The sequence below is a fragment of the Streptomyces sp. M41(2017) genome (genome assembly GCF_002078175.1).
Classification (GTDB): Bacteria; Actinomycetota; Actinomycetes; order Streptomycetales; family Streptomycetaceae; genus Streptomyces.
In genome coordinates this window covers 5,494,530-5,515,676 of record NZ_MWFK01000001.1, presented here as the reverse complement: position 1 = coordinate 5,515,676, position 21,147 = coordinate 5,494,530, and the positions used below count along the sequence as shown (strand labels likewise).

At 69.9% G+C, this 21,147-nt stretch carries 21 protein-coding genes; 8 read left to right on the top strand and 13 right to left on the bottom strand.

What is annotated here, in order from left to right; translation table 11 throughout:
- The first annotated feature begins 1 nt into the window (after position 1).
- Entirely contained in the window at positions 2 to 1,462 is a 1,461-nt protein-coding gene (locus tag B0675_RS24170) for a GH1 family beta-glucosidase (RefSeq protein WP_081220982.1), read from the top strand.
- A 130-nt stretch (positions 1,463 to 1,592) separates the two neighbouring features.
- Here the strand turns inward: B0675_RS24170 and B0675_RS24165 are convergent, their stop codons facing one another.
- Positions 1,593 to 1,883 carry a WhiB family transcriptional regulator gene (locus B0675_RS24165; RefSeq protein ID WP_081220980.1) on the bottom strand — a complete coding sequence of 97 codons (291 nt, stop codon included), beginning with the start codon at positions 1,881 to 1,883 and terminating at the stop codon, positions 1,593 to 1,595.
- A gap of 773 nt (positions 1,884 to 2,656) precedes the next feature.
- Here B0675_RS24165 and B0675_RS24160 point away from each other — a divergent pair.
- The gene (locus B0675_RS24160; RefSeq protein WP_241539857.1) at positions 2,657 to 3,979 is read left to right on the top strand and encodes a phosphatase PAP2 family protein; all 1,323 of its coding nucleotides are present in this window, start codon (positions 2,657 to 2,659) and stop codon (positions 3,977 to 3,979) included.
- 538 nt (positions 3,980 to 4,517) lie between these two features.
- Positions 4,518 to 5,018: a TspO/MBR family protein gene (locus tag B0675_RS24155; protein ID WP_081220977.1), complete on the top strand. Its 501-nt coding sequence runs from the start codon at positions 4,518 to 4,520 to the stop codon at positions 5,016 to 5,018.
- Positions 5,019 to 5,284: 266 nt separating this feature from the next.
- Here B0675_RS24155 and B0675_RS24150 read toward each other — a convergent pair whose 3' ends face one another.
- The 3 genes from B0675_RS24150 to B0675_RS24140 all read right to left on the bottom strand — a co-directional run bounded on the left by B0675_RS24150 (position 5,285) and on the right by B0675_RS24140 (position 7,026).
- Complete coding sequence (locus tag B0675_RS24150) at positions 5,285 to 5,470, bottom strand: hypothetical protein (RefSeq protein WP_081220975.1); 186 nt, start codon at positions 5,468 to 5,470, stop codon at positions 5,285 to 5,287.
- A 600-nt stretch (positions 5,471 to 6,070) separates the two neighbouring features.
- Complete coding sequence (locus tag B0675_RS24145) at positions 6,071 to 6,274, bottom strand: cold-shock protein (protein WP_081220973.1); 204 nt, start codon at positions 6,272 to 6,274, stop codon at positions 6,071 to 6,073.
- Positions 6,275 to 6,552: 278 nt separating this feature from the next.
- The gene (locus B0675_RS24140; protein WP_081220970.1) at positions 6,553 to 7,026 is read right to left on the bottom strand and encodes an ion channel; all 474 of its coding nucleotides are present in this window, start codon (positions 7,024 to 7,026) and stop codon (positions 6,553 to 6,555) included.
- 845 nt (positions 7,027 to 7,871) lie between these two features.
- Here B0675_RS24140 and B0675_RS24130 point away from each other — a divergent pair.
- A complete protein-coding gene (locus tag B0675_RS24130) occupies positions 7,872 to 8,114 on the top strand; it encodes a hypothetical protein (protein ID WP_206602728.1) in 243 nt (80 codons plus the stop codon).
- A gap of 21 nt (positions 8,115 to 8,135) precedes the next feature.
- Here B0675_RS24130 and B0675_RS24125 read toward each other — a convergent pair whose 3' ends face one another.
- The 5 genes from B0675_RS24125 to B0675_RS24105 all read right to left on the bottom strand — a co-directional run bounded on the left by B0675_RS24125 (position 8,136) and on the right by B0675_RS24105 (position 12,889).
- Complete coding sequence (locus B0675_RS24125) at positions 8,136 to 9,338, bottom strand: serpin family protein (protein WP_081220965.1); 1,203 nt, start codon at positions 9,336 to 9,338, stop codon at positions 8,136 to 8,138.
- Positions 9,339 to 9,410: 72 nt separating this feature from the next.
- Entirely contained in the window at positions 9,411 to 9,941 is a 531-nt protein-coding gene (locus tag B0675_RS24120; protein ID WP_081221978.1) for a hypothetical protein, read from the bottom strand.
- A gap of 326 nt (positions 9,942 to 10,267) precedes the next feature.
- Positions 10,268 to 10,660: a hypothetical protein gene (locus B0675_RS42055; protein WP_241539856.1), complete on the bottom strand. Its 393-nt coding sequence runs from the start codon at positions 10,658 to 10,660 to the stop codon at positions 10,268 to 10,270.
- Positions 10,657 to 11,283, bottom strand: a complete 627-nt coding sequence (locus B0675_RS24110) for a hypothetical protein (protein WP_347109818.1) — start codon at positions 11,281 to 11,283, stop codon at positions 10,657 to 10,659. The genes B0675_RS42055 and B0675_RS24110 overlap by 4 nt, the downstream gene beginning before the upstream one ends.
- 274 nt (positions 11,284 to 11,557) lie before the next feature.
- Positions 11,558 to 12,889 (bottom strand): glycoside hydrolase family 18 protein, encoded by a 1,332-nt coding sequence (locus B0675_RS24105; protein ID WP_081220962.1) that lies wholly within the window; start codon positions 12,887 to 12,889, stop codon positions 11,558 to 11,560.
- Positions 12,890 to 13,243: 354 nt separating this feature from the next.
- Here B0675_RS24105 and B0675_RS24100 point away from each other — a divergent pair, with 354 nt between their 5' ends.
- Both B0675_RS24100 and B0675_RS24095 read left to right on the top strand, forming a co-directional pair.
- Positions 13,244 to 13,591, top strand: coding sequence for an NIPSNAP family protein (locus B0675_RS24100; RefSeq protein ID WP_081220960.1), 348 nt, complete (start codon positions 13,244 to 13,246; stop codon positions 13,589 to 13,591).
- Between the two features lie 103 nt (positions 13,592 to 13,694).
- Positions 13,695 to 14,351: a maleylpyruvate isomerase N-terminal domain-containing protein gene (locus B0675_RS24095; RefSeq protein ID WP_081220958.1), complete on the top strand. Its 657-nt coding sequence runs from the start codon at positions 13,695 to 13,697 to the stop codon at positions 14,349 to 14,351.
- A gap of 205 nt (positions 14,352 to 14,556) precedes the next feature.
- Here B0675_RS24095 and B0675_RS24090 read toward each other — a convergent pair whose 3' ends face one another.
- On the bottom strand, positions 14,557 to 15,696 hold the full coding sequence (locus B0675_RS24090) for a helix-turn-helix domain-containing protein (protein ID WP_081220955.1): 1,140 nt from the start codon (positions 15,694 to 15,696) through the stop codon (positions 14,557 to 14,559).
- An 86-nt stretch (positions 15,697 to 15,782) separates the two neighbouring features.
- Between B0675_RS24090 and B0675_RS24085 the strand changes: the two genes are divergently transcribed.
- Both B0675_RS24085 and B0675_RS24080 read left to right on the top strand, forming a co-directional pair.
- Positions 15,783 to 16,838 carry a ferredoxin reductase gene (locus tag B0675_RS24085; RefSeq protein WP_081220953.1) on the top strand — a complete coding sequence of 352 codons (1,056 nt, stop codon included), beginning with the start codon at positions 15,783 to 15,785 and terminating at the stop codon, positions 16,836 to 16,838.
- Between the two features lie 7 nt (positions 16,839 to 16,845).
- Entirely contained in the window at positions 16,846 to 17,964 is a 1,119-nt protein-coding gene (locus B0675_RS24080) for an acyl-CoA desaturase (protein WP_081220950.1), read from the top strand.
- A gap of 155 nt (positions 17,965 to 18,119) precedes the next feature.
- On the opposite strand, the gene B0675_RS24075 is transcribed toward B0675_RS24080, so the two are convergent.
- The 3 genes from B0675_RS24075 to B0675_RS24065 are packed head-to-tail and all read right to left on the bottom strand — an operon-like array spanning position 18,120 to position 21,108.
- Positions 18,120 to 19,484 carry a PP2C family protein-serine/threonine phosphatase gene (locus B0675_RS24075; RefSeq protein WP_241539855.1) on the bottom strand — a complete coding sequence of 455 codons (1,365 nt, stop codon included), beginning with the start codon at positions 19,482 to 19,484 and terminating at the stop codon, positions 18,120 to 18,122.
- Complete coding sequence (locus tag B0675_RS24070) at positions 19,481 to 20,698, bottom strand: ATP-binding SpoIIE family protein phosphatase (protein WP_081220947.1); 1,218 nt, start codon at positions 20,696 to 20,698, stop codon at positions 19,481 to 19,483. Before B0675_RS24070 ends, B0675_RS24075 begins: the two co-directional genes overlap by 4 nt.
- Complete coding sequence (locus B0675_RS24065) at positions 20,695 to 21,108, bottom strand: anti-sigma regulatory factor (protein ID WP_081220944.1); 414 nt, start codon at positions 21,106 to 21,108, stop codon at positions 20,695 to 20,697. The genes B0675_RS24070 and B0675_RS24065 overlap by 4 nt, the downstream gene beginning before the upstream one ends.
- Between the last annotated feature and the right edge of the window lie 39 nt (positions 21,109 to 21,147).

The window sequence follows — 21,147 nt, the reverse complement described above, 5'->3', positions numbered from 1 at the left end:
CGTGACCACCGCCATCCGACGCGTCGCTCCCACCCCGGACACCACGGGCACCGGCCGATTCCCGCAGGGGTTCACCTGGGGCACGGCGACCGCCGCTTATCAGATCGAAGGAGCGGCCTCCGCCGAGGGCCGTACTCCCTCCATCTGGGACACCTACTCGCACACCCCCGGCAGGGTACGCAACGGCGACACCGGTGACGTGGCCACCGATCACTACCACCGCTGGCGGGAGGACGTCGCGATCATGGCCGATCTCGGCGTGAGCGCCTACCGCTTCTCCCTGTCGTGGCCCCGAGTGCAGCCGACCGGCCGCGGCCCTGCCGCCCAGAAGGGGCTCGACTTCTACCGAGCCCTGACCGACGCCCTGCTGGAGAACGGCATCGAACCGGTCGTCACGCTCTACCACTGGGACCTGCCCCAGGAGCTGGAGGACGCGGGCGGCTGGCCGGAGCGCGTCACCAGCGACCACTTCGCCGACTACGCGGCCCTGGCGGCCCGCGCCCTGGGGGACCGGGTGAAGACCTGGACCACCCTCAACGAGCCCTGGTGCAGCGCTTTCCTCGGATACGGCTCCGGTGTCCACGCCCCCGGACGCACTGATCCGGTCGCGGCGCTGCGGGCCGCACACCACCTCAACCTCGGCCACGGCAAGGCCGTTCAGGCACTGCGCGCCGAACTGCCGTCCTCCGCGCGGGCATCCATCACGCTCAACATTCATCACGTGCGCCCCCTCACCGAGTCCGCCGAGGACGTCGACGCGGCCCGCAGGATCGACGCACTGGCCAACCGCGTGTTCACCGGCCCGATCCTGGAAGGCCACTACCCGCAGGATCTCCTCGACGACACGGCCCACCTGACCGACTGGTCCTTCCTGCGGAACGGCGACACATCCACGATCCACCAGCCGCTCGACTTCCTGGGGGTCAACTACTACACGCCCACCCTTGTCTCCGCGGCCACCGGTGAGGCCGGTCACCACTCGGACGGCCACGGGGTGAGCGACCACAGCCCCTGGCCGGGCGCCGACCAGGTCGCCTTCCATCGCCCCGCGGGCAGTACCACGGCGATGGGCTGGGCCGTGGATCCCAGCGGACTGTACGACCTGTTGCTGCGGCTCAAGGCGGACCACCCCGCCATGCCGTTGATGATCACCGAGAACGGCGCCGCGTTCGACGACTACGTCAACCCGGAAGGCGAGGTGACGGACCCGGAACGGATCGCCTACCTCCACGGGCACCTGTCGGCCGTGCGGCAGGCGATCGCGGCGGGCGTCGACGTCCGCGGCTACTTCTTGTGGTCCCTGCTCGACAACTTCGAATGGGGCTACGGCTACAGCAAGCGCTTCGGCGCCGTCTACGTCGACTATCCGACCGGCAAGCGCATCCCGAAGGCCAGCGCGCGATGGTACGCCGACGTGGCGCGCACGGGCCGCCTCCCGGAGGACAAGAACGACGACAGGTGACGTCAACGAGTGCCGGTGCCGGCCCCGCTCTCCTGCACCGGCCCGCTGCCAAGGCCCGCACCGCCCCCTCTTCCCGGAGAGTCTCAGGCAGCGTCCGGCGTGCAGTACGCGGCGCGTGACTCCCCCGGCGTCAGCCGGCCCGGGGGACCACGCCGGCCCGAGCCGCATCCAGGACATAGAGCCAGGACGCGACATTCGGCTGTCGCTTCAGGAGCACCCTGCGCTCCCGCTCGGTCATGCCGCCCCACACCCCGAACTCAATCCGTTCGTCGAGCGCCTCGGCCAGGCACTCGGTACGCACCGGACACCCCATACAGATCACCTTGGCCCGCTTCTGCCGTGGACTGTCGGCAAACAACGCGTCCGCGTCCGAACTACCGCAGGCGGAGTTCTGCCTCCAGTCGGTCTTCGCCCTCGTCATAACGTCCCTCTCCCCCGCGACTGACCAGGATGACCACCCCTCTGCGTGTCGTCACCCCGGCACGTCACCGGCCCGACCACGGTCCGGATCTCCTCGGTCCGACGGGTGACGTGCACTGCGGTCCTCCTCGACATCCCAACCTCTATACGCGAGGCGGGCTCCTTCGTCTCAGGCGGGTCCCGATGCCCCCCTGCCCTGGACTCCTGGGATCTGCGGCCCACAGCACTGGCGGACACAGGCCCGGTGACCCGGCTCCACCGACTCCGGGTTGATGTGCGTCTCACCGGAGGTCGCGGTCTGTCGCACAACGTGCCGAGAGCGACCACGTTCCTCCGCGTGCCGTAGGACATCACTCGGGCCGCGGCCCCAGCAGGCCCTCCTGCCACACCCCGCGCACGGCAAGCGGGCGGCGAGGACCCGACGGCCACCGCCGCATGCCTCTTGACCTGCACAGACCGCTGTGTTTCGCTCATCTGATCCAGGCGGCGACCTGGCTCGGGACTCGGGGAGATCCATCCAGTGGGCGCGGCTGCCGGAACACACGGGCACGCACCACCCTTCGTCCTCCCCGAGCAGCCGCTCCCCGCCGGGGCGGCGGGGAGCCGGCACCGACTCCCCGCGGAGCGGCACGCGAAGTCCCCCCGGTCAGGAACCCGTGCGGGGTCCTTTCCGTCTTGCCCGGGTGAGTGGGACGGGCAGCACAAAAAAGCATCTAGTGAAGCGGTCGGGCATTGATACACATACGGCGCCAGCCACGCACAGGACTGTGGGCCGTGACGGCCGTCGCGGTCTTCGGGTTCCTCATAGCCCTCGAACTCGCCGTACGCCACTACGGCATGCCGGGCCCGATCACCACCCAGGCCCGCGAGGTGTTCTGGCCACCCAAGTCCGGCGGGCTGCTCTACGCCAGCATGGCCCTGATGATGGTGGTCCTCACCTGGCGCCAGCGCTTCCTCGCCGTCGGCACGGCGATCGGCATCGACATCGTCTTCGGGCTGGTCCGCTGGGCGGCCGGCATCGAACTGGGCGAGGGGCACCCCTTCGGCAACGGCGCCCTGTGGGTGATCCTGGGCTGCGCGGTCCTCGCCCTCACCCGCCGCACCGGCCCCGAACGCATCCTGCTGCTCAAGGGCGTGGGACTCGCCCTGATCCTCATGGCCGGCCGGAAGACGGGTGACGCCTGGCTGTACCTGACCTCCAGGACGCGCCCCATGGTGCTCGACCAGTACGTGGCGACCGCCGACCACGCCCTGGGCAACCCCTCCTGGCTCGCCGGCCGGCTCGTCACCGCGTCCGGCTCGATCGGCTTCAACGTCCTGGACTTCGTCTACGGACAGCTTCCGGTGGCCGCGGTGGTCGTCGCGCTGTACCAACTGCGGCATGTGGCCACCGAACGCCGTTTCCCCCGCCACCACCTGGTGCGCACCTTCCTCACCATCGGCCTCATCGGCCCGGCGTTCTACCTGATCTTCCCCGTGGTCGGCCCCGTCTTCGCCTACGGCACCGGCGCCGAACACTGGGAGGGGATCAGCCTCTGGGCACCGCACATGCCGGCCAGCGCACCGTGGGCCGTGGCCGACCTCTGGCCGAACACGCCGTCTCCGCTCAACCCCCCGCACCCCATGCCGTTCGACGAGATCACTCCCCGCAACTGCATGCCGAGCCTGCACACCGCGTGGGCCACCGCGATCTTCATCCACTCCCGCAAGGGACCCCGCGCACTGCGTTGGGCCGGCACGTTCTGGCTGGTCGCCACCCTCGCCGCGACCCTCGGCTTCGGCTACCACTACGGCGTCGACCTCATCGCCGGTGTGGTGTTCACGCTCACCATCGAAGGGGCCCTGCGCGCCCACGACCGCAACTGGGACCGGTCCGGGATCCAGCTCGTCGCCCACGGCTCGACGGTCTTCGCGGCCCTCCTGCTGTCGTACCGCTGGCTGCCGGTGCAGATGGCCGCCCATCCTTGGCTGGCCGGCCCCCTGCTGCTCCTCGCCATGGGCTCGGTGATCCACCGCTACGTACGGACCGACACGTCCTGGGAACCGGGGCCGGTATCCGCCCCGAAGCCGTCCACGCCGCAACCCGAACTGATCTGACGGCACGCCGGCCCGCGCCGCGACAGACAGCAGGCAACAGGCCCGGGCCTCTGCCCGAGGTGCGGTTGCGCCTCCGAGAATCCCGTCGCGGCGGCCTCGCGGAGCACTGTCCGACTCTGGAGCTCCTTTTTGGCCTCAACTCGCCCGGTCGGGGATGGGTTGGGACCTTCGCGACCGCGGGCGGTCCTGAGATGAGATCCTGCCCGCGGATGTCGAGTCGCAGTCGCAGCGGTCCTGGTGGCCCCCAGCCGAGTACTGCGGTGACACCAGCCGTGCCGGGCCCGTCCTCGTCGCCGTCGTCGCCGGAAGCGAGTCCGTGACGGCTGCGCGCCACTGTCGGGCGATCGCTGCGGTGCGGTCGTACGAGGCGGCCCCTGCGGCGGTCGTCCGGGCACGACGCACGGCTTACGGCCGTTGTCCGGGCACGATGCACGGCTTGCGGGCAGTCCGGCTGCCGGATCGTGCCGACGGAACGGACGGGAGCCGGCGCCGAACGCCGCGGGTGTGAGACGTCCCCAGAGAGGGGACTCGGCTGGACATGAAGCTCTTGAGTGAGGGGCACAGCAGGGCGGACAGCCGATGGCCGTACGTGGCCGCCGCAACAGCGGTCACCGCGACCGCGGTGGCCGGAGCGGTGGCCGTGGACCCGGACAGCACCTGGTACCGGCGCCTCGACAAACCGTCCTTCCAGCCGCCCCCGTGGGCTTTCGGCGCGGTATGGACACCCTTGTACGCCTCTCTCGCCTGGGCGGGCGGACACGCTCTGTCCCGTGCCACGAACGCGCAGCGAGGAGCCCTGGCAGCATCCCTGGGCGCGAATCTCGTGCTCAACGCCTCGTGGAACTGGCTCTTCTTCCGTCGGCACAGCGCGCGGGCCGGACTGCTCGGCACGCTCCTGATCGACCTGAGCAACATCGCCCTCATCCGGCGCACCGCGGACGTCGACCGGTCGGCAGCCCGCGCGCTGCTCCCGTACGCGGGGTGGTGCGGATTCGCGACGGCATTGAACGCGGCGATCCTCAAACGCAACCCTGCGTGATCGGTCCCCTCGACAAAGAGACGGCCCTCCAGGCCTCTCGGCTGCTCCCCGGCTGCGTCCCCGAAATCAGCGGCCTGGAGGGCGGAGATCCGCTGTCCACAGCCTGACGTGAATCGGCCCGTCGTGGTCGGGTGTGTCGCAGGGGTCTACCGGCTCGTCGGAGATGCGGGTTTCTCTGTCATCACCGCCGCTGTCGCCTGCCCCTACGGCACCTGGCGCCTGCGCCGCTGAGCGCACCCGGCCCGACTCGACGCGGGACCGGCCCCTCAGAGCGCCGGCTCCGGAAGCTCTCCGGGCTCGACCACGACGACCTCGACCCGGGTGCACCCGACCGATTTCAGTGCGCGCCGACGCTTGGTGGCCGCGCGCTTGTCGTAGTGGCCGGCCGCCGCCTGCGGCACACCGTCCGGGTCGGTCCACGTCAGGCTGTAGCGGTGTTTCGTGGGCTTCATGCGGTCATCCTCTCCAGCACCGGACATGGGCAGACGGATGCGTGGTCCGTTCGACGCAGCAGCTTCACACGTCTGCCCCCGCGGTGGAAGACCATCCGGGTACGGCGGGGTGAGACGGCCACAGGGAGGGCCGACGGCTACCCACCAACCGCCGGGAGATGGCCGACACGTCCGCATCGCCCCGGGGCGGCGTCCCCGCCGGACAGGGCGAGCAACCAAATCGCCGCGTAGTCGGTCGACGACGCGTTCCAGCGGTGATGCGCCTACCTTCCGAAGGACTTGGACCACGGGCTGAGCCGTATGCGAGGCAGGTTCGGCAGGCGCGACCGGGGATTCTCCGGTCCCAGCACCGACCTGAACGAGATCCCGTGGAGTCCGGCGAGGAAGACGACCTCGGCCCCGTCGAGCCCCTCGGCCCAGGATGTTCCGGCAGCTCCTGGACACGAACTCGGCCATGCGGACGGTAGTCGACCCCTTGACCAGCCCCCTGATGCAAGACGCGCGAACGGTGGAGGGGCCCGACTGCGCCGGGCCCCTCTTCACACGCTGATGATCAAGCCCGCGGCTCCGAAGGCCTTGGGTGGCGACGGGCTGCCGGTGTCAGCCGCGGACGATGTTCTCGGCCTGGGGGCCCTTCTGGCCCTGGGTGACGTCGAAGGTGACGTGCTCGCCCTCGACCAGCTCTCGGTATCCGTTGCCCGAGATGTTGGAGTAGTGGGCGAAGACGTCCGGGCCGCCGCCCTCCTGCTCGATGAAGCCGAAGCCCTTTTCGGAGTTGAACCACTTCACGGTGCCGCTGGCCATACTGCTGTCCTTCGAAATAGCGCCGGAGCTTCCCCCGGCTGATCTGTGAGAGGCACCCCTCCGTCACCGGAGGGCACCCGACACCTGTTCTACCCCACCAGCCAGGCTGATCAACCGTTCCTCGCACAACATCCTGACGGTCGATGCGGGACTGATGCCGACGCGGCGCCGCCCAAGCGGCCGGACCGGCCTCGCGGCGCGCACGTGCGCTGGTCATCGCCTTGTCGTCGTGGCGGCACCCGGCGGAATCGGCGGTGCCGACATAAGGCCTCGGCACGCTAGGAGCCGCTGTCGTCCCCCAGTGCGCGGCGTCGGCTGACAGCACCGGTGATGATTTTGACAGCGACACCCAGGATGACGAGGTCCGCGATCATCTGTCCGGTGACCACGAGACGGGCCGCCTCGCTCTTGGCCGTGAGGTCGCCGAAGCCGACCGTCGCGAAGACGGTGACGGCAAAGTACAGGCCGTCGGTGTGGGTCAGCGGGATGCCGAAACTGCCGTCCGAGAGTTTGGCCATGACGACGTAGGTGCCCGCGAACAGCAGCAGGAAGAACGGGACGCTGGTCGTCAGGGCCTCCACTGCCCGCAGTCCGGGAAACGGCGATCGCATGACCGAACGAACCTGAAAGGCCACCAGGGCGACGAACCCGAACAACCCGACGATCAGGATCGTGACCGCGACCCCGGCGGAGGAACGGTCCAGGGGCAGCAGAAAATACAAGGTCACCAGAGCGGCGGCGGATCCCGCCATCCGAAGGAGCGTGCGTACCACCCTGCCGCGGGTCGGCCTCGATCCCCGCAAGGTCTCCGGCCCGCGGCCGGCTCCGTCACTCACTTGGCCGGGTGGGCGACAGCGGCACGGACACCGGCGTGAACAGGGCCCGGATCCTGGGCTCCGAGGAACGCGGTGAGCGGGCCCTCCCAACCGCGTGTCGCACGGTCGGCGGCTGCTGCCGCGACCGCCTGCCGGATCTCTGCGTCTGCACCCCGACTCAGCGTGACGACAGCATCAGGACCCGCTTCGGCGACGTTCCGGTGGCCCTCGCTCGTATCGGAATCGACGTGGCTCCGGCATACGCCTGCCGCGTGAACCCCGGCCGTCGCCCCTTTCACGGTCGAGAACAGGCCCATGGGTCCCACCGTCCGCGAAAAACAGACGCGCAGCAGCGCACGCACCAAGCCCTTCGCCGTCAGCACGCGCGCCTGCCTCAACCGCACTGAGCCGTACGCGTTTCCACCTGCCCCCACAGCTGTCACTGCTCCCCTGCGAGCCATCCTGCGGAATCCGCGGCCGGGGGACCCCACCATGTACTCGGCACCGTGCCCGCTGCCGAAGCCGGCCAGAACGACCCGCTCCTGCCGAAAGTCCGCGGCCTGCGACGTCATGAGGGAGCATCCTTTACTGCCGACCACCGAGCGCAGCGGACCCGTCAAGGCCCACCCTTACGACCTTAGTTATCACTTTTGCCTCCTCTTGCGGCATCGAACCGCCTCCACGCGCGTCGTCGACTCGCACTGCGGATGCTTCGATCGGTCCGCGCCTGCGGCCTATCCAGTGCACTGGAGGGGCCCTGGAAGGTGAGGTGGCCTCGATGGGTGGAGTCCTCCGATGCCCAAGACGATGCGGGCTCCATCGAGGCTGGGGGCTACCAGCAGGAGCCGAAGCGGACACTCGGCTCCTTCCAGGTGTTCGCGATCTCGTTCGCGTTCATCTCCGTGCCGGTCGGCATCTTCGCGACCTTCGACGAAGTCCAGCAGACCGCCGGACCGGTCGGGATCTGGCTGTGGCCCATCGCAGCCGTAGGACAGACCCCGGTGGCCCTCGTAACCGCGGCGTGAAGCCGCCGCGCGTCGTCGCGCTCACCACTCGTCCCCCCACTCCTCCTCGGGGAACGGCAACGGATCCGTGACCCAGCCCGCCGTCAGCACGAGGCGCGTGTGGCGATGCACGGCGAGGAAGCCGAAGGGGCGGTCGAACGCGGCGCTGATCCGGGTGGTCAGGTAGCGGAGTTCGGGTACGCCCGACGGGCCGAGGGCGAATGCCGTCACCGCGGCGGCCTCGAAACCCAACGCGCCGAACTTGGCCATCGTCTTCTGGTTGGCCGACTCGATGGCGAGCGGGAGGTCGCTGATGCCGGGGAAGTGTCCGCGCGACGTGTCCCGTGCGGTCGTGAGCCCGAACAACCCGTGCAGCTTCAGCAGATCGTGGCCCGCGTTCATCGTGAATGCCGCTGTCGTCACCTCCAGCGACGGCGGCTCGGGTCGCGCACTGCGCACCTTCTCCACCAGCAACCCGGGTCCCACATTGCCGTAGGGCAGCCGCGGTCCCGACACGACCGTGCACCGGCCGGCGAGGATGTCGACCCCGACTCTGAGCACGTGCCCCGGCGTCATGCCCTCCTCGCCGAGAAGCAGATGAACGTCCAGGGCGTTGTTGCCCAGCACCTTCAGTGCGGTGACATGTCCGCCGGGTGTGTCGGTCACGCCCACCCGGTCCAGCACCGTACTGGAGCGCCGCAGGCCCATCCGCGGCACGGTGGCCCATGGCTTGTACGCGGTGTCCAAGGGCAGCTCGTGGAAGGGGCTCAGCCATTGTGTGCGCAGGATCAGCGCGCTCGCCAGCACCAGCTGCGTGGCCTGGTTCAGCATGACCGGCATACCGTCGATCAACCCGCCGGTCCGCTGCACCGCCCAGGCGTCCAGCGCCCGGTGGTCGGAGGCCGGGTCACCGGTGAGCACTCCGTGAGCATCGACCGGCAGCCCCGCCAGCCACTCCTTCCGCAGCTCCAGGGTCCGCCGCGTCCACAGACCCAGGGCCGTGTCGAGTCCCCGCATACTGCCCATTGCCGCGAGCAACTCATGTGCGGAGTGGGCCGCTTGCCCGGCGGGAAGTCCGAGAGCCTCGGCCAACTCGGCCCGGGCCGCACCTCCCGCTCCATCGGCCAGGAGGGCCAACAGAGGCCATACACCGGCTGCCGAGAACGTCGTACCGCCCTCCGACACCCCCGCCCACCGCGCGGTCAACCCGTTCACCGCGCGGACCGTCGTCGCTGCGACTCCCATGCCACCCCATCCTCGCCCCGCGATTCCCCGACCTGTTGTCAACCGTATTCCGCGATCACGGCGAGCCTCCGTTCACGGTCCGTAGACGAGATCCGCACCCCCGCTCGCCTCGATCAGCCAAGACAGCGAACCACTCCCGAAGGGCCGGCCAGTGGTGGCCACCTGCACCCAGCCGCCCGACGCGTCGATCCCTGCATGCCACCACCACCAGCTGCGATCATCTCCCCTTCCCTCATCGGTCGGGTCGAAGTAGTACAGCCAATCCGAAAGCGTCCACCGCCCCTCATCGACGGCCGCTCTCCGGTCCGAGATCATCGCCCGCCAACGACGCAGCCACGCCGCGACGTCGAAGGGCTCGCCCTGGTCCGGTTCCGGGGCCTCGGGCGCGCACCGTTGGATGAACCAGGTCGGCAGCAGGTGCGGCCACACCTCATCCCCCGGCCAGTCATCCACCTGTGCGACCACACGTGTCAGTACCGCACGCGCGTTGGCCAGGACCTGGGCGGGGTCCTCGGCCGTGAACCGGAGGCGCACCAGAAACGGCCGGGACTGGTCGTCCTCGGCCGCCGGTCCCGATCGAAGGCGCCGGAGCTCGGCTGTCATGGTCTCCACTGTGCGGTAGCCGGATCCCGATGGTCCGGGTGTTCGCTGTGTCGCGTCCAACTGAACTAGCCGGCAGGCCAATGCGGGTTCGGCATGCCGTCATCGTTCATGTGCGCCCGCTGCCGGATCCCGTTCCAACTGCCGGGGATCTCCGGCTGATACGGGTGCCGCTGCCCGCAGGGACATGGCGCCAGCACCCACGCGCACCGTCGGCACAGCTCGTTCCAGCCGTGCCCGGTCGAGTTCAGCACCCGCGGTCCTTCCTCCCCGCACGCCGGGCAGCCAGGCGGCTCGGCACCGTCCAGAATCGCGTTCTGCCGCCGGACCTACTCGGAGAGACGCAGCGACGGGTGGCGCAACGGGTCCAGGTGCCAGACGCGCTCCGGGCTCTCCCACGTCCTCCGCAGCCACCACGGTCGCGGGGGCGGTACGGACCGCCGCCCGGCCCGCTTCTCGGCCCGGCGGTGCGCGGCGTACTCCTCCGCCCGCGCGAGCCACAGCACCCGCGCCTCATGGAGTTCCTCCACCGCCCGCACCAGCGCGTCCGGGTCCCCTTCGAGCCGCCGGGGGATCGCGGCGCTCAGCGTGAGGTGGTGGTACGTCGCCCGGAAACCGTAGGGAGCGAAGAGGGTGATGCAGGTCCGCAGCGCGCTGTGCCTGCGTCGGAGGGACAGGTGGGCGTCATGCACGTGCGCTCGGCGGGTCAGGAAACTGGTCATGGTGTGGACGCCAGGTCAAGTGCCCGTGCCAGGGCGGCAGTGACGGCGGCAGCACGTGCCGGCATCTGCCGTTCAGCCCAGGTGCCGACGAGGCCGAGGAAGTCCCGCACATCCTGCTCGGCACCCGCGACGAGCTTTCGTACCTGGTCTGCGGGCAGCTCGATCACCGGGCTTCCGTCCGTCCCGTGGGCGTCGAAGGTCAGCCGGATGCCGTCGCCGACGCGTTCGGCCACCGAGAACGGATCGTGGCCGAAGGAGGAGTAGCCGGTGCCGTCGAGCACCTCCAGCCAGTCCCGCCAGGTCTCCAGGCCGTTGCAGCAGCCCGGCTCGACGAAGACGGTGCCGGTGGCGGGGTCGGTCATCCGGAACCCTCCGGCGGCGAACAGATCAGGCATGGTGAGCAGCCCGTGCAGGAATGAGCCGAGCGGATCGGTCGGGCACGGCCCCTGCTCCTCCTCCGGCTCGAAGTCGTTGCAGGCGGCGATCCGCATGACCGCCGTGCCTACCTCCGCCGGAGTCAGCTCTCCACTCAGCACCAGGTGGCCGTACGACTCACGTTCACCGGTCGGCCAGAGCGCGAAGTCGTCCGCGGCGAAGACCTCCAGAACGGGCTGCATCACCATCACAGGGGGATGATGCCGGACTCACGGCTGCACCTCCAATGGCTTTCAGCTGCGCCATCGGGACGGAGCGGGCCCGCTACCCGGGCGGGCTCGTGGTGCGCTCCGCGCAGGCGGTGCCGACACAGCGCACTGCGGTCCCTTCGGTGGTGCCGGACAGGCGCATCAGCTGTCTGCTGGTGTGGTGCCGCTGTTCGTCGAGGGTCCCGCAGTCCACGCGCTGGTGTGCGGGGTGGCCGGTGTGAGGCCACCCCGCACGGGGTTCGGTGCCCGAGGCTCAGTGGCCGAGGGCGCGGTCGACGGTCCGTACGAGTTCCCCGTCAGGGGTGTCGCCGTCCAGGGACCAGAACATCGCGCCGCCGAGTCCCCTGGCCCGGACGTAGCGGGACTTCAGCGTGAGCACCTGCGGGTCGTCGTAGGTCCACAGGGTCGTGCCGTCGAAGAGCCAGGCGTGGCCGCCGCGGGGATCGCGGTGCAGTCGGTACTGGCCCGTGCCCGCCAGGGCCTTCAGTTCCTTGTAGTCGGCGTAGCCGTTGGCCCACTTGGCCGGGGCGGCCGCCGTGGCCGGCTGGCCCAGGCCGTCGCCGCCGCCGCTGACACCGGTCCAGCCCTGACCGTAGAACGGCATGCCGACGACGAGCTTGCGGGCGGGGGCGCCACGCCGCAGCCACGCGTCCACCGTGCCGTCGACGCTGAAGTCGTCGCGGGCGTAGAGGGCGGACTGCTGGGCCGTCGTCTTCTCACCGCTGACGTGGAAGTCGTAGCCCTGCAGGTTGACGAAGTCGAAGTCCTTCATGATCTTGCTGACCTCGAACCCCGCGTCGATCTTGGCGGGTGCGGTCGGGACGAACGCGGACAGCTCGTAGTGGTGGTGGCGGGTGCGGCCGTAGGCGTCGAGCTGACGACGGAACTCCGCGACGAGAGCGGTGTAGTTGCGCTTGTCCTCGGGGCGGTACACGGTGTCGGTGTCGCCCTCGGAGCCGGGCCACTCCCAGTCCAGGTCGACGCCGTCGAAGACGCCGGCAGCGGCACCGGCGCCGCCGCGGACGCCGTCCTGGGGCAGGTTGCCCTTGAGGTAGAGGTCCACACAGGAGGCGACCAGTGCCTTGCGGGCGGCGGGCGTGCGGACGGAATCCGAGAAGTGGGTCGACCAGGACCAGCCGCCCAGCGAGATCATCACCTTGAGGCCGGGGTGCGCCGCCTTGAGTTCCCGCAACTGGTTGAAGTTGCCCGCGAGGGCCTGGGTGTCGCTGTCGGCGATGCCGTCCACCGAGTTCTCGGCGTCCAGCGGGCGCTCGTAGTCGGCCCACGGATCCGACTCGCCGGGGACGTTGCCCATGAGGCATTTGCCGTCGGTGCCGATGTTGCCGAACGCGTAGTTGACGTGGGTGAGCCGGGCGGCAGCGCCGCTGCGGTCGAGATCCTGTACCTGGAAGTCGCGCCCGTAGACGCCCCATTGGGTGAAGTAGCCGACGCGGCGCGGGGTGTCCTGGTGGTGGTCACCGTGGGCGGCGGCTGCCGGCGCGAACGCGGCGAGCAGGGAGAACGAGGTGACGGCAACGGCCGCTCGGGAGAGAAGTCTTCGGCGAGGACGCGGGCGTAGGCGCATAACGGAGCTCATTCCTCTGAGGCGTGGTGCAAGTGCCGTACACAGCGGTGGACTTATCTGCACGAGAAGCTATTGGTCTGGACCATCGGGGGTCAAGGGTCGGAAGGGTGTCGACGCACGTTGCGACTGTGTCACCAGGAGATCGTGCGGTTCTGGCCGCGATCGTCCTCCCCCACGTTCAGGCCGTCACGTGGCCTACCGGGAGGCCATCGACGGAGCCCAGGGCGTCCCGAGCCTGGGGGACGTGGCCCGCGCAAGCATTCCCCGGGTAGGCGCCTTGGCCAGATTCCGGGGCGGGGCGACCTGGCTATCTGGCGATCTGGCGATCTGCCTGCGGCGGCCTAGTCTTGATTGATGATCACATGCGTCGTGCGGTACGTCATCGACCCGAAGAGGATCGCGGCTTTCGAGGAGTTCGGCCGCCGCTGGATGGAACTGGTGCAGGCTCACGGCGGCACGCACCACGGCTACTTCCTTCCCTCAGAGGGGGCGAGTGACGAAGCTCTGGCCCTGTTCAGTTTTGCGAGCCTGGCCGCCTACGAGGAATACCGGCAACTGTTCGGCCGGGAACCCGAGTTCATCGAAGCGGACCGCATTCGCGACGAAAGCGGCTGCGTACTGCGCTATGAACGCACCTTCATGCGCCCACTGCTTCCCGACGACCCGGGGCCGGTCGACGGGGCGCCCCCGACCGACGGCTGAGGGCGACCGAGGCCCTCGGCACAGGCGCCTCGCGGGTCATCGGCCGAGACATCGGCGTGCCCCTCCGCTTGCCCGTCGCCCAGGCCCGCCCTACCGTGCCGAGGTGGATCTCTTCTCAACGTCCTGGGCGGCCCTGCGCACCGCAGTCGCCGATCTCCGTGACGCCGACTTCGGACAGCCCTCCGGCTGCACCGGCTGGCTCGTGCAAGATCTCGTCTGCCATCTGGTCATCGACGCCCAAGACGTGCTGATCACCCTCGTCACGCCGACCGACAAGGCGGCTACCGCCGACGCCGCCACGTACTGGGAACTGCTCGCCGAACCCCCCAGCGGTGACGATCCCCTCGCCGCGCTGATCCCACGGCTGGCCGCGGCATACGGCGAGCCGAGCCGGCTCACGTTCCACCTCGATGACGTCGGCTCCGCCGCGGGCCGCGCCGCCCGACTCGCCGATCCCGCTCAGCGCGTCATCACCCAGGACAAGATCCTGACCACCGACGACTACCTGTCCGCGTACGTCCTCGAATGGACACTGCACCACCTCGACCTCGTCGCCCACCTGCCGTCCGCGCCGGGGCCGCCCGCCCAGACCCTGGGAGCCTCCCGGACAGCCCTGGAGAAGATCGCGGGTGCCGCATTCCCGGTCACGTTCACGGACACGGACGCGCTGCTCATCGGTACAGGGCGACGTCGGCCGAGCGCGGTCGAGACGGCCGACCTCGGAGACACCGCGGGAAGGCTGCCGCTCATCCTCGCCTGAGCAGCTCACCACGAGGTGCACGCGTGCGCCGCAGTCGACGTCGCTCGGCCCGCCGACAGGGCCGGCCGGCGGAGAGGTGAGGTTCCCCGGTTCCCCACGCCTTGCCCGCCGCCGGTACGGCGACCGTCGCCGCCTCGACCCGGCCGACCGTCACGCCACTCGCCACCGCCCTCCTCGCGAACGCGGTCGCGGACGGTCGAGGAAGTCAGCTGACCCGGGGACCGACCGCCAGTGTCAGTTCGAAGACCCGTTGCGGCGATCCGAGGTCCGGAAACAGCTCCCGGAGCTGAGACATCCGGTAGCGGACGGTCTGGGGGTGGACGAACAACGCCGCCGCCACCTCGTTGCGCCGGCCATGGTGCAGCAGCCACGCCCGCAAGGTGTCCTCAAGCCGCCGCGCGGTCGCGACAGGCAAGGTCCGCAACGGCGCGAGGGCGCGGGCGCGCAAGTCCGCGAACGCGTCCACGTCGGCGTTCAGCACCAGTTCGGGCAGGTAGTCCTCGGTGTCGCGGATATCGGGAGAGAGGAAGCGCGCGCGTGCGGCTCGTGCGTACGACGCGGATGCGCGCGTCCATGGCCGGGCCGGGCCGACCACGGCGGTGCGGTCGGTCAGTTGCCTCAGGAGATGGGAGCGGTCGGCGTCGGGGACCAGCAGCACGCCGGAGGCGTCCGGCAGATCGTCGAGAACGAGGGTGTTCGGATCGAGCGTGCGGTAGGCGGGGCGGGCCTGGGCGGCGGGCAGCAGGACCGCGGTCAGTGAAACCGGGGGCTGCCACCCGGCCCGTTGGGCGGAGGCCAACAGCGCGTCCGGGCTCGCGCCGGCGAGGAGGTCGCGGACCAGTTGTTCCAAGTGGCGTTCATGGGCCCGGCCCTGGGCGGCGAGTTCGTCGGCATGACCTGCGGCGCTGGCGGCGGAGAGCTCGTCGATGTAGGCGAACGTCAGCTCGGCGAACTTGGCGACCTCGGCGGCAGGCAGCCCCGCGGGCACCGCACCCGCGGCCAGGCATCGCCAGGCCACGCGGGCGCCGACGCGGTAGGCGCCGAGCAAGGCGTCCATGGAGCGGCCGTCGCGCACCTCGCCCCGGCCCAGCTCGTAGGCCGCGTCACCTGCGTCGCCGCCCGTGACGTTGCCGCTCGCGACGTTCAGATAGTGGCCCAGGGCGGTGCGGACGGCTCGGCGGATGGTGCCGCCCATGCGGCCGGACAGGGCGTTGGCGTAGGGAGGGACCTCGTCGATGATCGCTTGGACGATCTCGTCGGCTGTGGTCTTCAGGTCGGCCCGAAGTACGGTGACCGTCGTCTCATCCAGTGCGAGCTCGGTGACTCTCTGAATTGCATGGCTCATCTTTTGTTCCCTACGAACAATTCTGCCGACCAGATTCACGTCCTACGGACAGGACTTTACGCCCGGCGGCGCATCAAGCTGGAGTCATGACGAGTGCAGCCCTCCGCAGCAGGGCTTGGAAGCTGCTGGAGATGGTCACGACGCCTCTGCTGCCGTCGGACTACCTCGACCTGGTCAGCCCGCTGCGTGCGGGCGCCGACCTGCGAGGACGCATCGAGGCCGTGCACCCCGAGACGGATGACGCCGCGACCATCGTGATCAGGCCGGGACGGGGCTGGCGCGGCCATACGGCCGGTCAGTACGTGCGGGTCGGCGTCGACGTCGACGGCGTGCGCCTGTGGCGTGCCTACTCGCTCACCTCACCGACGAACCGCCAGGACGGACGCGTCACGATCACCGTGAAGGCGATCCCGGACGGCAAGGTCAGCAACCACCTGGTCCGCCGGGCGACACCCGGCACGCTGATCCAGCTCGACCAGGCGACCGGTGACTTCGTGCTGCCGAAGGCCAGGCCGGCCAAGGTGCTCTACCTGACCGCCGGCAGCGGCATCACGCCGGTGATGGGCATGCTGCGCGACACCGAGTTCGACGACGTCGTCATGGTCCACTCCGCGCCGCGGCCGCAGGACGTGATCTTCCGCAACGACCTGCACGGCCTGGTCGCGGACAAGAAACTGCGTCTCACCGAGCTGCACACCGACACGGGCGGCATGCTCGACATCTCCCGTCTCGACGAACTCGTTCCCGACTGGGCCGAGCGGGAGACCTGGGCCTGCGGGCCCGCGGGCCTGCTCGACGCCGCCGAGGCACACTGGACCGAGCACGGCGTCCACGAGCGCCTGCACACCGAACGCTTCCGCCCCCGCATCGTCGTCGCCGGCGACGGTGGCGAGGTCACGTTCAGCACCACCGGCAGGACCGTCGACGCGGACGGCGCCACACCGTTGTTGGACGTCGGCGAGGAGGCCGGCGTGCTCATGCCCTCCGGCTGCCGCATGGGCATCTGCTTCGGCTGCGTCACTCCGCTCAAGGCGGGCGCCGTCCGCGACCTTCGAACCGGCGAGATCACCGAGGCCGAGCCGGGCGTCCTCATCCAGACCTGCGTGTCCGCCGCGGCGGGCCCCTGCGACATCGAACGGTAGGAACACCTTGACCGCTATCGACCCCACCGCCCACCTGACCGCGGAGCAGATCGAAGAGCTCGGCCGCGAGCTGGACGCCATCCGCGACGGGGTGATCGCCGGCCGCGGCGAGAAGGACGCCGCCTACATCCGCAAGGTGATCTCGGCGCAGCGCAAACTCGAGCTGGTCAGCAGGGGCGTGCTGTTGTTCTCGATCTTCCCGCCCGCGTGGCTGATCGGCACCGCCGGTCTGTCCGTGGCGAAGATCATGGACAACATGGAGATCGGTCACAACATCCTGCACGGCCAGTGGGACTGGATGCGGGATCCGAAGATCCACTCCACCACCTGGGACTGGGACCACGTCTCGCCGGCCGAGCAGTGGAAGCACTCGCACAACGAGCTGCACCACACGTACACGAACGTGATCGGCAAGGACAACGACCTCGGGTACGGCATCATGCGCGTCGACGAGGACCAGAAGTGGCACCCGGTGCACCTCGGCCAGCCGCTGTGGAACTTCATCAATGCCTGCTTCTTCGAGTACGGCATCGCCGCGTACGACCTGGAGCTCGGCAGGAACCTGGAGAAGAGCCGCCGCAGGAGTCCGGAGTTCCGCGCCCGGGCCAAGGCCGTGGGCCGCAAGATCCGCAAGCAGGTGCTCAAGGACTACGTGATCCACCCGCTGCTGTCGGGCCCGTCGTTCTTCAGCACGCTCGCCGCGACATTCACGGCGAACGTGGTCCGCAACGTCTGGACCCACTCGGTGATCATGTGCGGGCACTTCCCGGAGGGCGTGAAGGTCTTCGAGCGCCGGTCGATCGACAACGAGACGCGGGGCCAGTGGTACCTGCGCCAGATGATGGGCTCGGCGAACATCAGCGGCAGCAAGGCCATGCACTTCATGACCGGCAACCTGTCGCACCAGATCGAGCACCATCTCTTCCCCGACCTGCCGAGCAACCGGTACGCCGAGGTCGCCGTCAAGGTCCGGGCGTTGTTCGAGAAGTACGAGCTGGACTACGTCACCGGGCCGCTGCCCAAGCAGGTGTTCTCCGCGTGGCACAAGGTCTTCCGGCTGTCGCTGCCGAACAAGAAGGCCAGGGTCGAGATGCCGGAGCGCGAGAAGGCGCTCGTCGCGGCCTGATTCCCGGTTTCCGCCACCTCCGTACCCGCTGACGCGGGTGGGACCGCTCGCTCTGCCCCCTTGCCGGACGGGCAGAGCGCAGCCGTTTCACGAGTGGCGGAGACCCGTCCGCTGCCGCGCGGTCGGGATCAGGCGACTCGCCTGTGGTTTCCCACTCAGTCGAACCCCGGCTGGGAGGGGGCCTCGGGCGGTTGCAGCCGGGCGGTGAAGACGATGATGTCGTCGTCCGCCTCCCCACCGAAGGCGTCGACCAGTTCGCCGCACAGGGTTTCCGGTTCCGCGGCTCCGTCGGCCACCGCCGCGCGGAGGAGCTCCATGCGGTCGCGGAGGTCGCTGTCACGCGTCTCGATGAGCCCGTCGGTGATCATGAGCAGCCGGCTGCCCGGTTCTACCGGGTGGCTGACAGCGGCGGGCTGCGGCAGTCCCAGACCCAGGAGCGGGCCGTGCTCGGTCAGGTAGCGGGGTGTCCCGCCTGCCGCCGTGAGCAGAGGCGGGAGATGGCCGGCGTTGGCGATGTGGAGCCGCGCGTTGCCGGGGTCGACCAGCACGATGCACACGGTGGCGGTCCATCCCGGCTGGTGAAGCCTCAGAAGCCGGTCCAGGTGCTCCAGCAGAACGTGCGGTGGGTGGTCCTGGGCGGCGTACGCCCGCAGCGCATGGCGTATCTCGCCCATCACCATGGCGGCCTGCAGTGAGTGGCCGACCACGTCTCCGACGGCGAGCAGCAGCCCCTGTCGTGTGGTGACCGCTTCGTAGAAGTCTCCGCCGATCTCGGTCGTGGCGGCGGCGGGAAGGTAGCGCACAGCCAGTTCCACGCCGGGGGTCCGGGGCAGCGTCGCGGGCAGGAAGGTGCGCTGCAGCGCCAGGGCGAGTTCGTGTTCCTGGCCGAAGCGCTCGACGACGTCCTTGTGCTCGACGCTCAGTTCCGCGTAGAGAGCCATCACCCCGGCGTTCGTCTCGGTCAGCTCCTCGTTCAGCCGTTCCAGTTCGTCGCGCTGGGCATGGGCTTCCTGGAGCGCGTTGATCAGGTCCCTCGACTGCGCCTGCAGATCGTCGATCGCGCTGGCGGGACCGTCCGACTCCAGCAGCGCCAGAACCTGTTCGATCTTCAGGTCCCGCGCGGCGAGTTCGGGGATGGCGCAGACGATCTCGATCCGGCCGCCGCCCGAGTGGCCCGGCTCGCCGGGGGCCGGCTCGTAGCGTGTCTGTGGCAGCAGCCGGATGATCGCGGTCAGCGACTCGCGGCTGGGGGCACGGTCGTCGCGCCACTGCAGCAGGGTACGAAGCGCGGGCGGCTCCTGCTGGAGGCTGAACACCGCGGTCATCGAGGAGGGCCGCAGCAGGTCGCGCCCCAGCTCACTGACCGCGGTCGCCAGCCGCACCTGCTCCCTGTCCTCCAGCCGGACGGCCGAGGCGACGGCCTTGGCGTGGCGACGCAGCGCGAAGATGTCCTGCTCCGTGCTGAGGGGTGTCACCAGCAGAGCCGTGGCGCCGGTCGTACGGGCGGCAGGTACGGTCACAGCGCGGCCTTGACGATCACCGCACTGGCGTCATCACGTCGGGTCCCGGCCTGCCGCATCAGAGCCGCCGCGATCAACGCGGGCGGGTGATGGATCAGGCCCGCCAGGTCCCTGTGGGTCCAGCGCTCGCTGAGCCCGTCGGAGTGCATCACCAGGATCCCGTGGGCGGGCAAGCGGTGCTCGTAGGTCCGTAGTTGATGCATCTGGTGGCCCGTGATGCCCGGATGGGACAGCAACGTGCTACGGCTGCTGTTCGTGACCAGGGCCGCGGTGATGTTCCCGACCCCGCAGAACAGGAGTCGGCCGTCCGGTTCCAGGCGGGCTATGGCCACCGCCGCACCGCGCGTTCCGCGCAACGCCCCGTGCACCTGCTCCATCGCCTGCTCCGGCGTGCGGGCCGTACCCGTCTTGAAGGCGTGAACGGCCGCCTGCGCGGCCCTTGCGGCCATCGGACCGTGACCGAGCCCGTCACAGGACATGACCAGGACGCCCTCGCCCGGCCCGGCGACGGCGGCACGCACCGCGGCGGGACGGCCCACGGTGCCCGGGCGCGGAGAGGAGACCCGCTCGGAGCTCGTCGTGGTGCGCGCCGCGGCCGGCCGGCCCGTCAGGGCTGACCAATCCGGAGCGGACCCGGAAGTTCCGCGTCGGGTGGTGCTCTCGGAGTGTCGGAGGGATGCCTGCTCGCCGGTGTCCGTGCGGACGGCCCAGGCGTCGCCGCAGACCTGCTCGCCGCCGATGGGCCGGGTGATGCCTCCCACCATCGACTCGCCGGCTGCGGAAGGAGGTTCGGGGCGCGGCCAGAACCGCGCGACCTGTACGGTCCCCACGCCGGGCTGGGAGTGGATGTGGAAGGAGTCGGCCAAGCGCTGGACGGCACCGAGGCCGATGCCGAGGGTGCCGGTCGTCGACACACCGTCCCTCAGCGCAGCCGGTACGTCGGCGATTCCCGGGCCGTTGTCCACGGCCAGTACCTCGACGCCGGCAGTGGCTTCGTTGCGCAGGACGCGCAGAAGGAGGGAGCCGTCGATGGCGTGCTTCGCGATGTTTCCGGCCAGTTCGGCGACCGCGAGGACGAGCTGGGAACTGCGCTGTTCTCCCAGGCCGATCCGCCGGCCGAGGGCGGCGGCGGCACCTCGGGCGGCTTCCGGCTGGTCGCGGAACCAGGCCACGTCCTCGCAGTCCCACATCGACGCGGAGCCGGGGCTCGTCATCGCTTCCACTTCGTGATGGTCACGGTGGTTCCTTGTCCTGGGCTGGTGTCGAGAACGAAGTCGTCGACCAACCGCCTGGAGCCGGACAGTCCCAGGCCCATGCCGCCGCCGGAGGTCCAGCCGTCGGTCAGTGCCAGGTCCACATCGGCGATGCCGGGTCCTCGGTCGCGGAAGACCAGGCGCACACCGCGCCGGCCGCGTTCCTCCACGAGGGCGGCGGTCATCGCACCGCCGCCTCCATGAATGAGCGTGTTGCGGGCCAGTTCACTGGCCGCGGTGATCAGTTTGGTCTGCTCGACCAGGGAGAAGCGGCACTCCAGAGCGAGGGCGCGCACCAGCTGGCGGGCTTGCACCACTCCGGCGTTGGCGGTGATCTCCAGCGTCTGGTCACCGCTGGAGGGGCTGTTCACAGGCCTGCCGCAGCATCTGACGCAACACCGTCGGCGCCG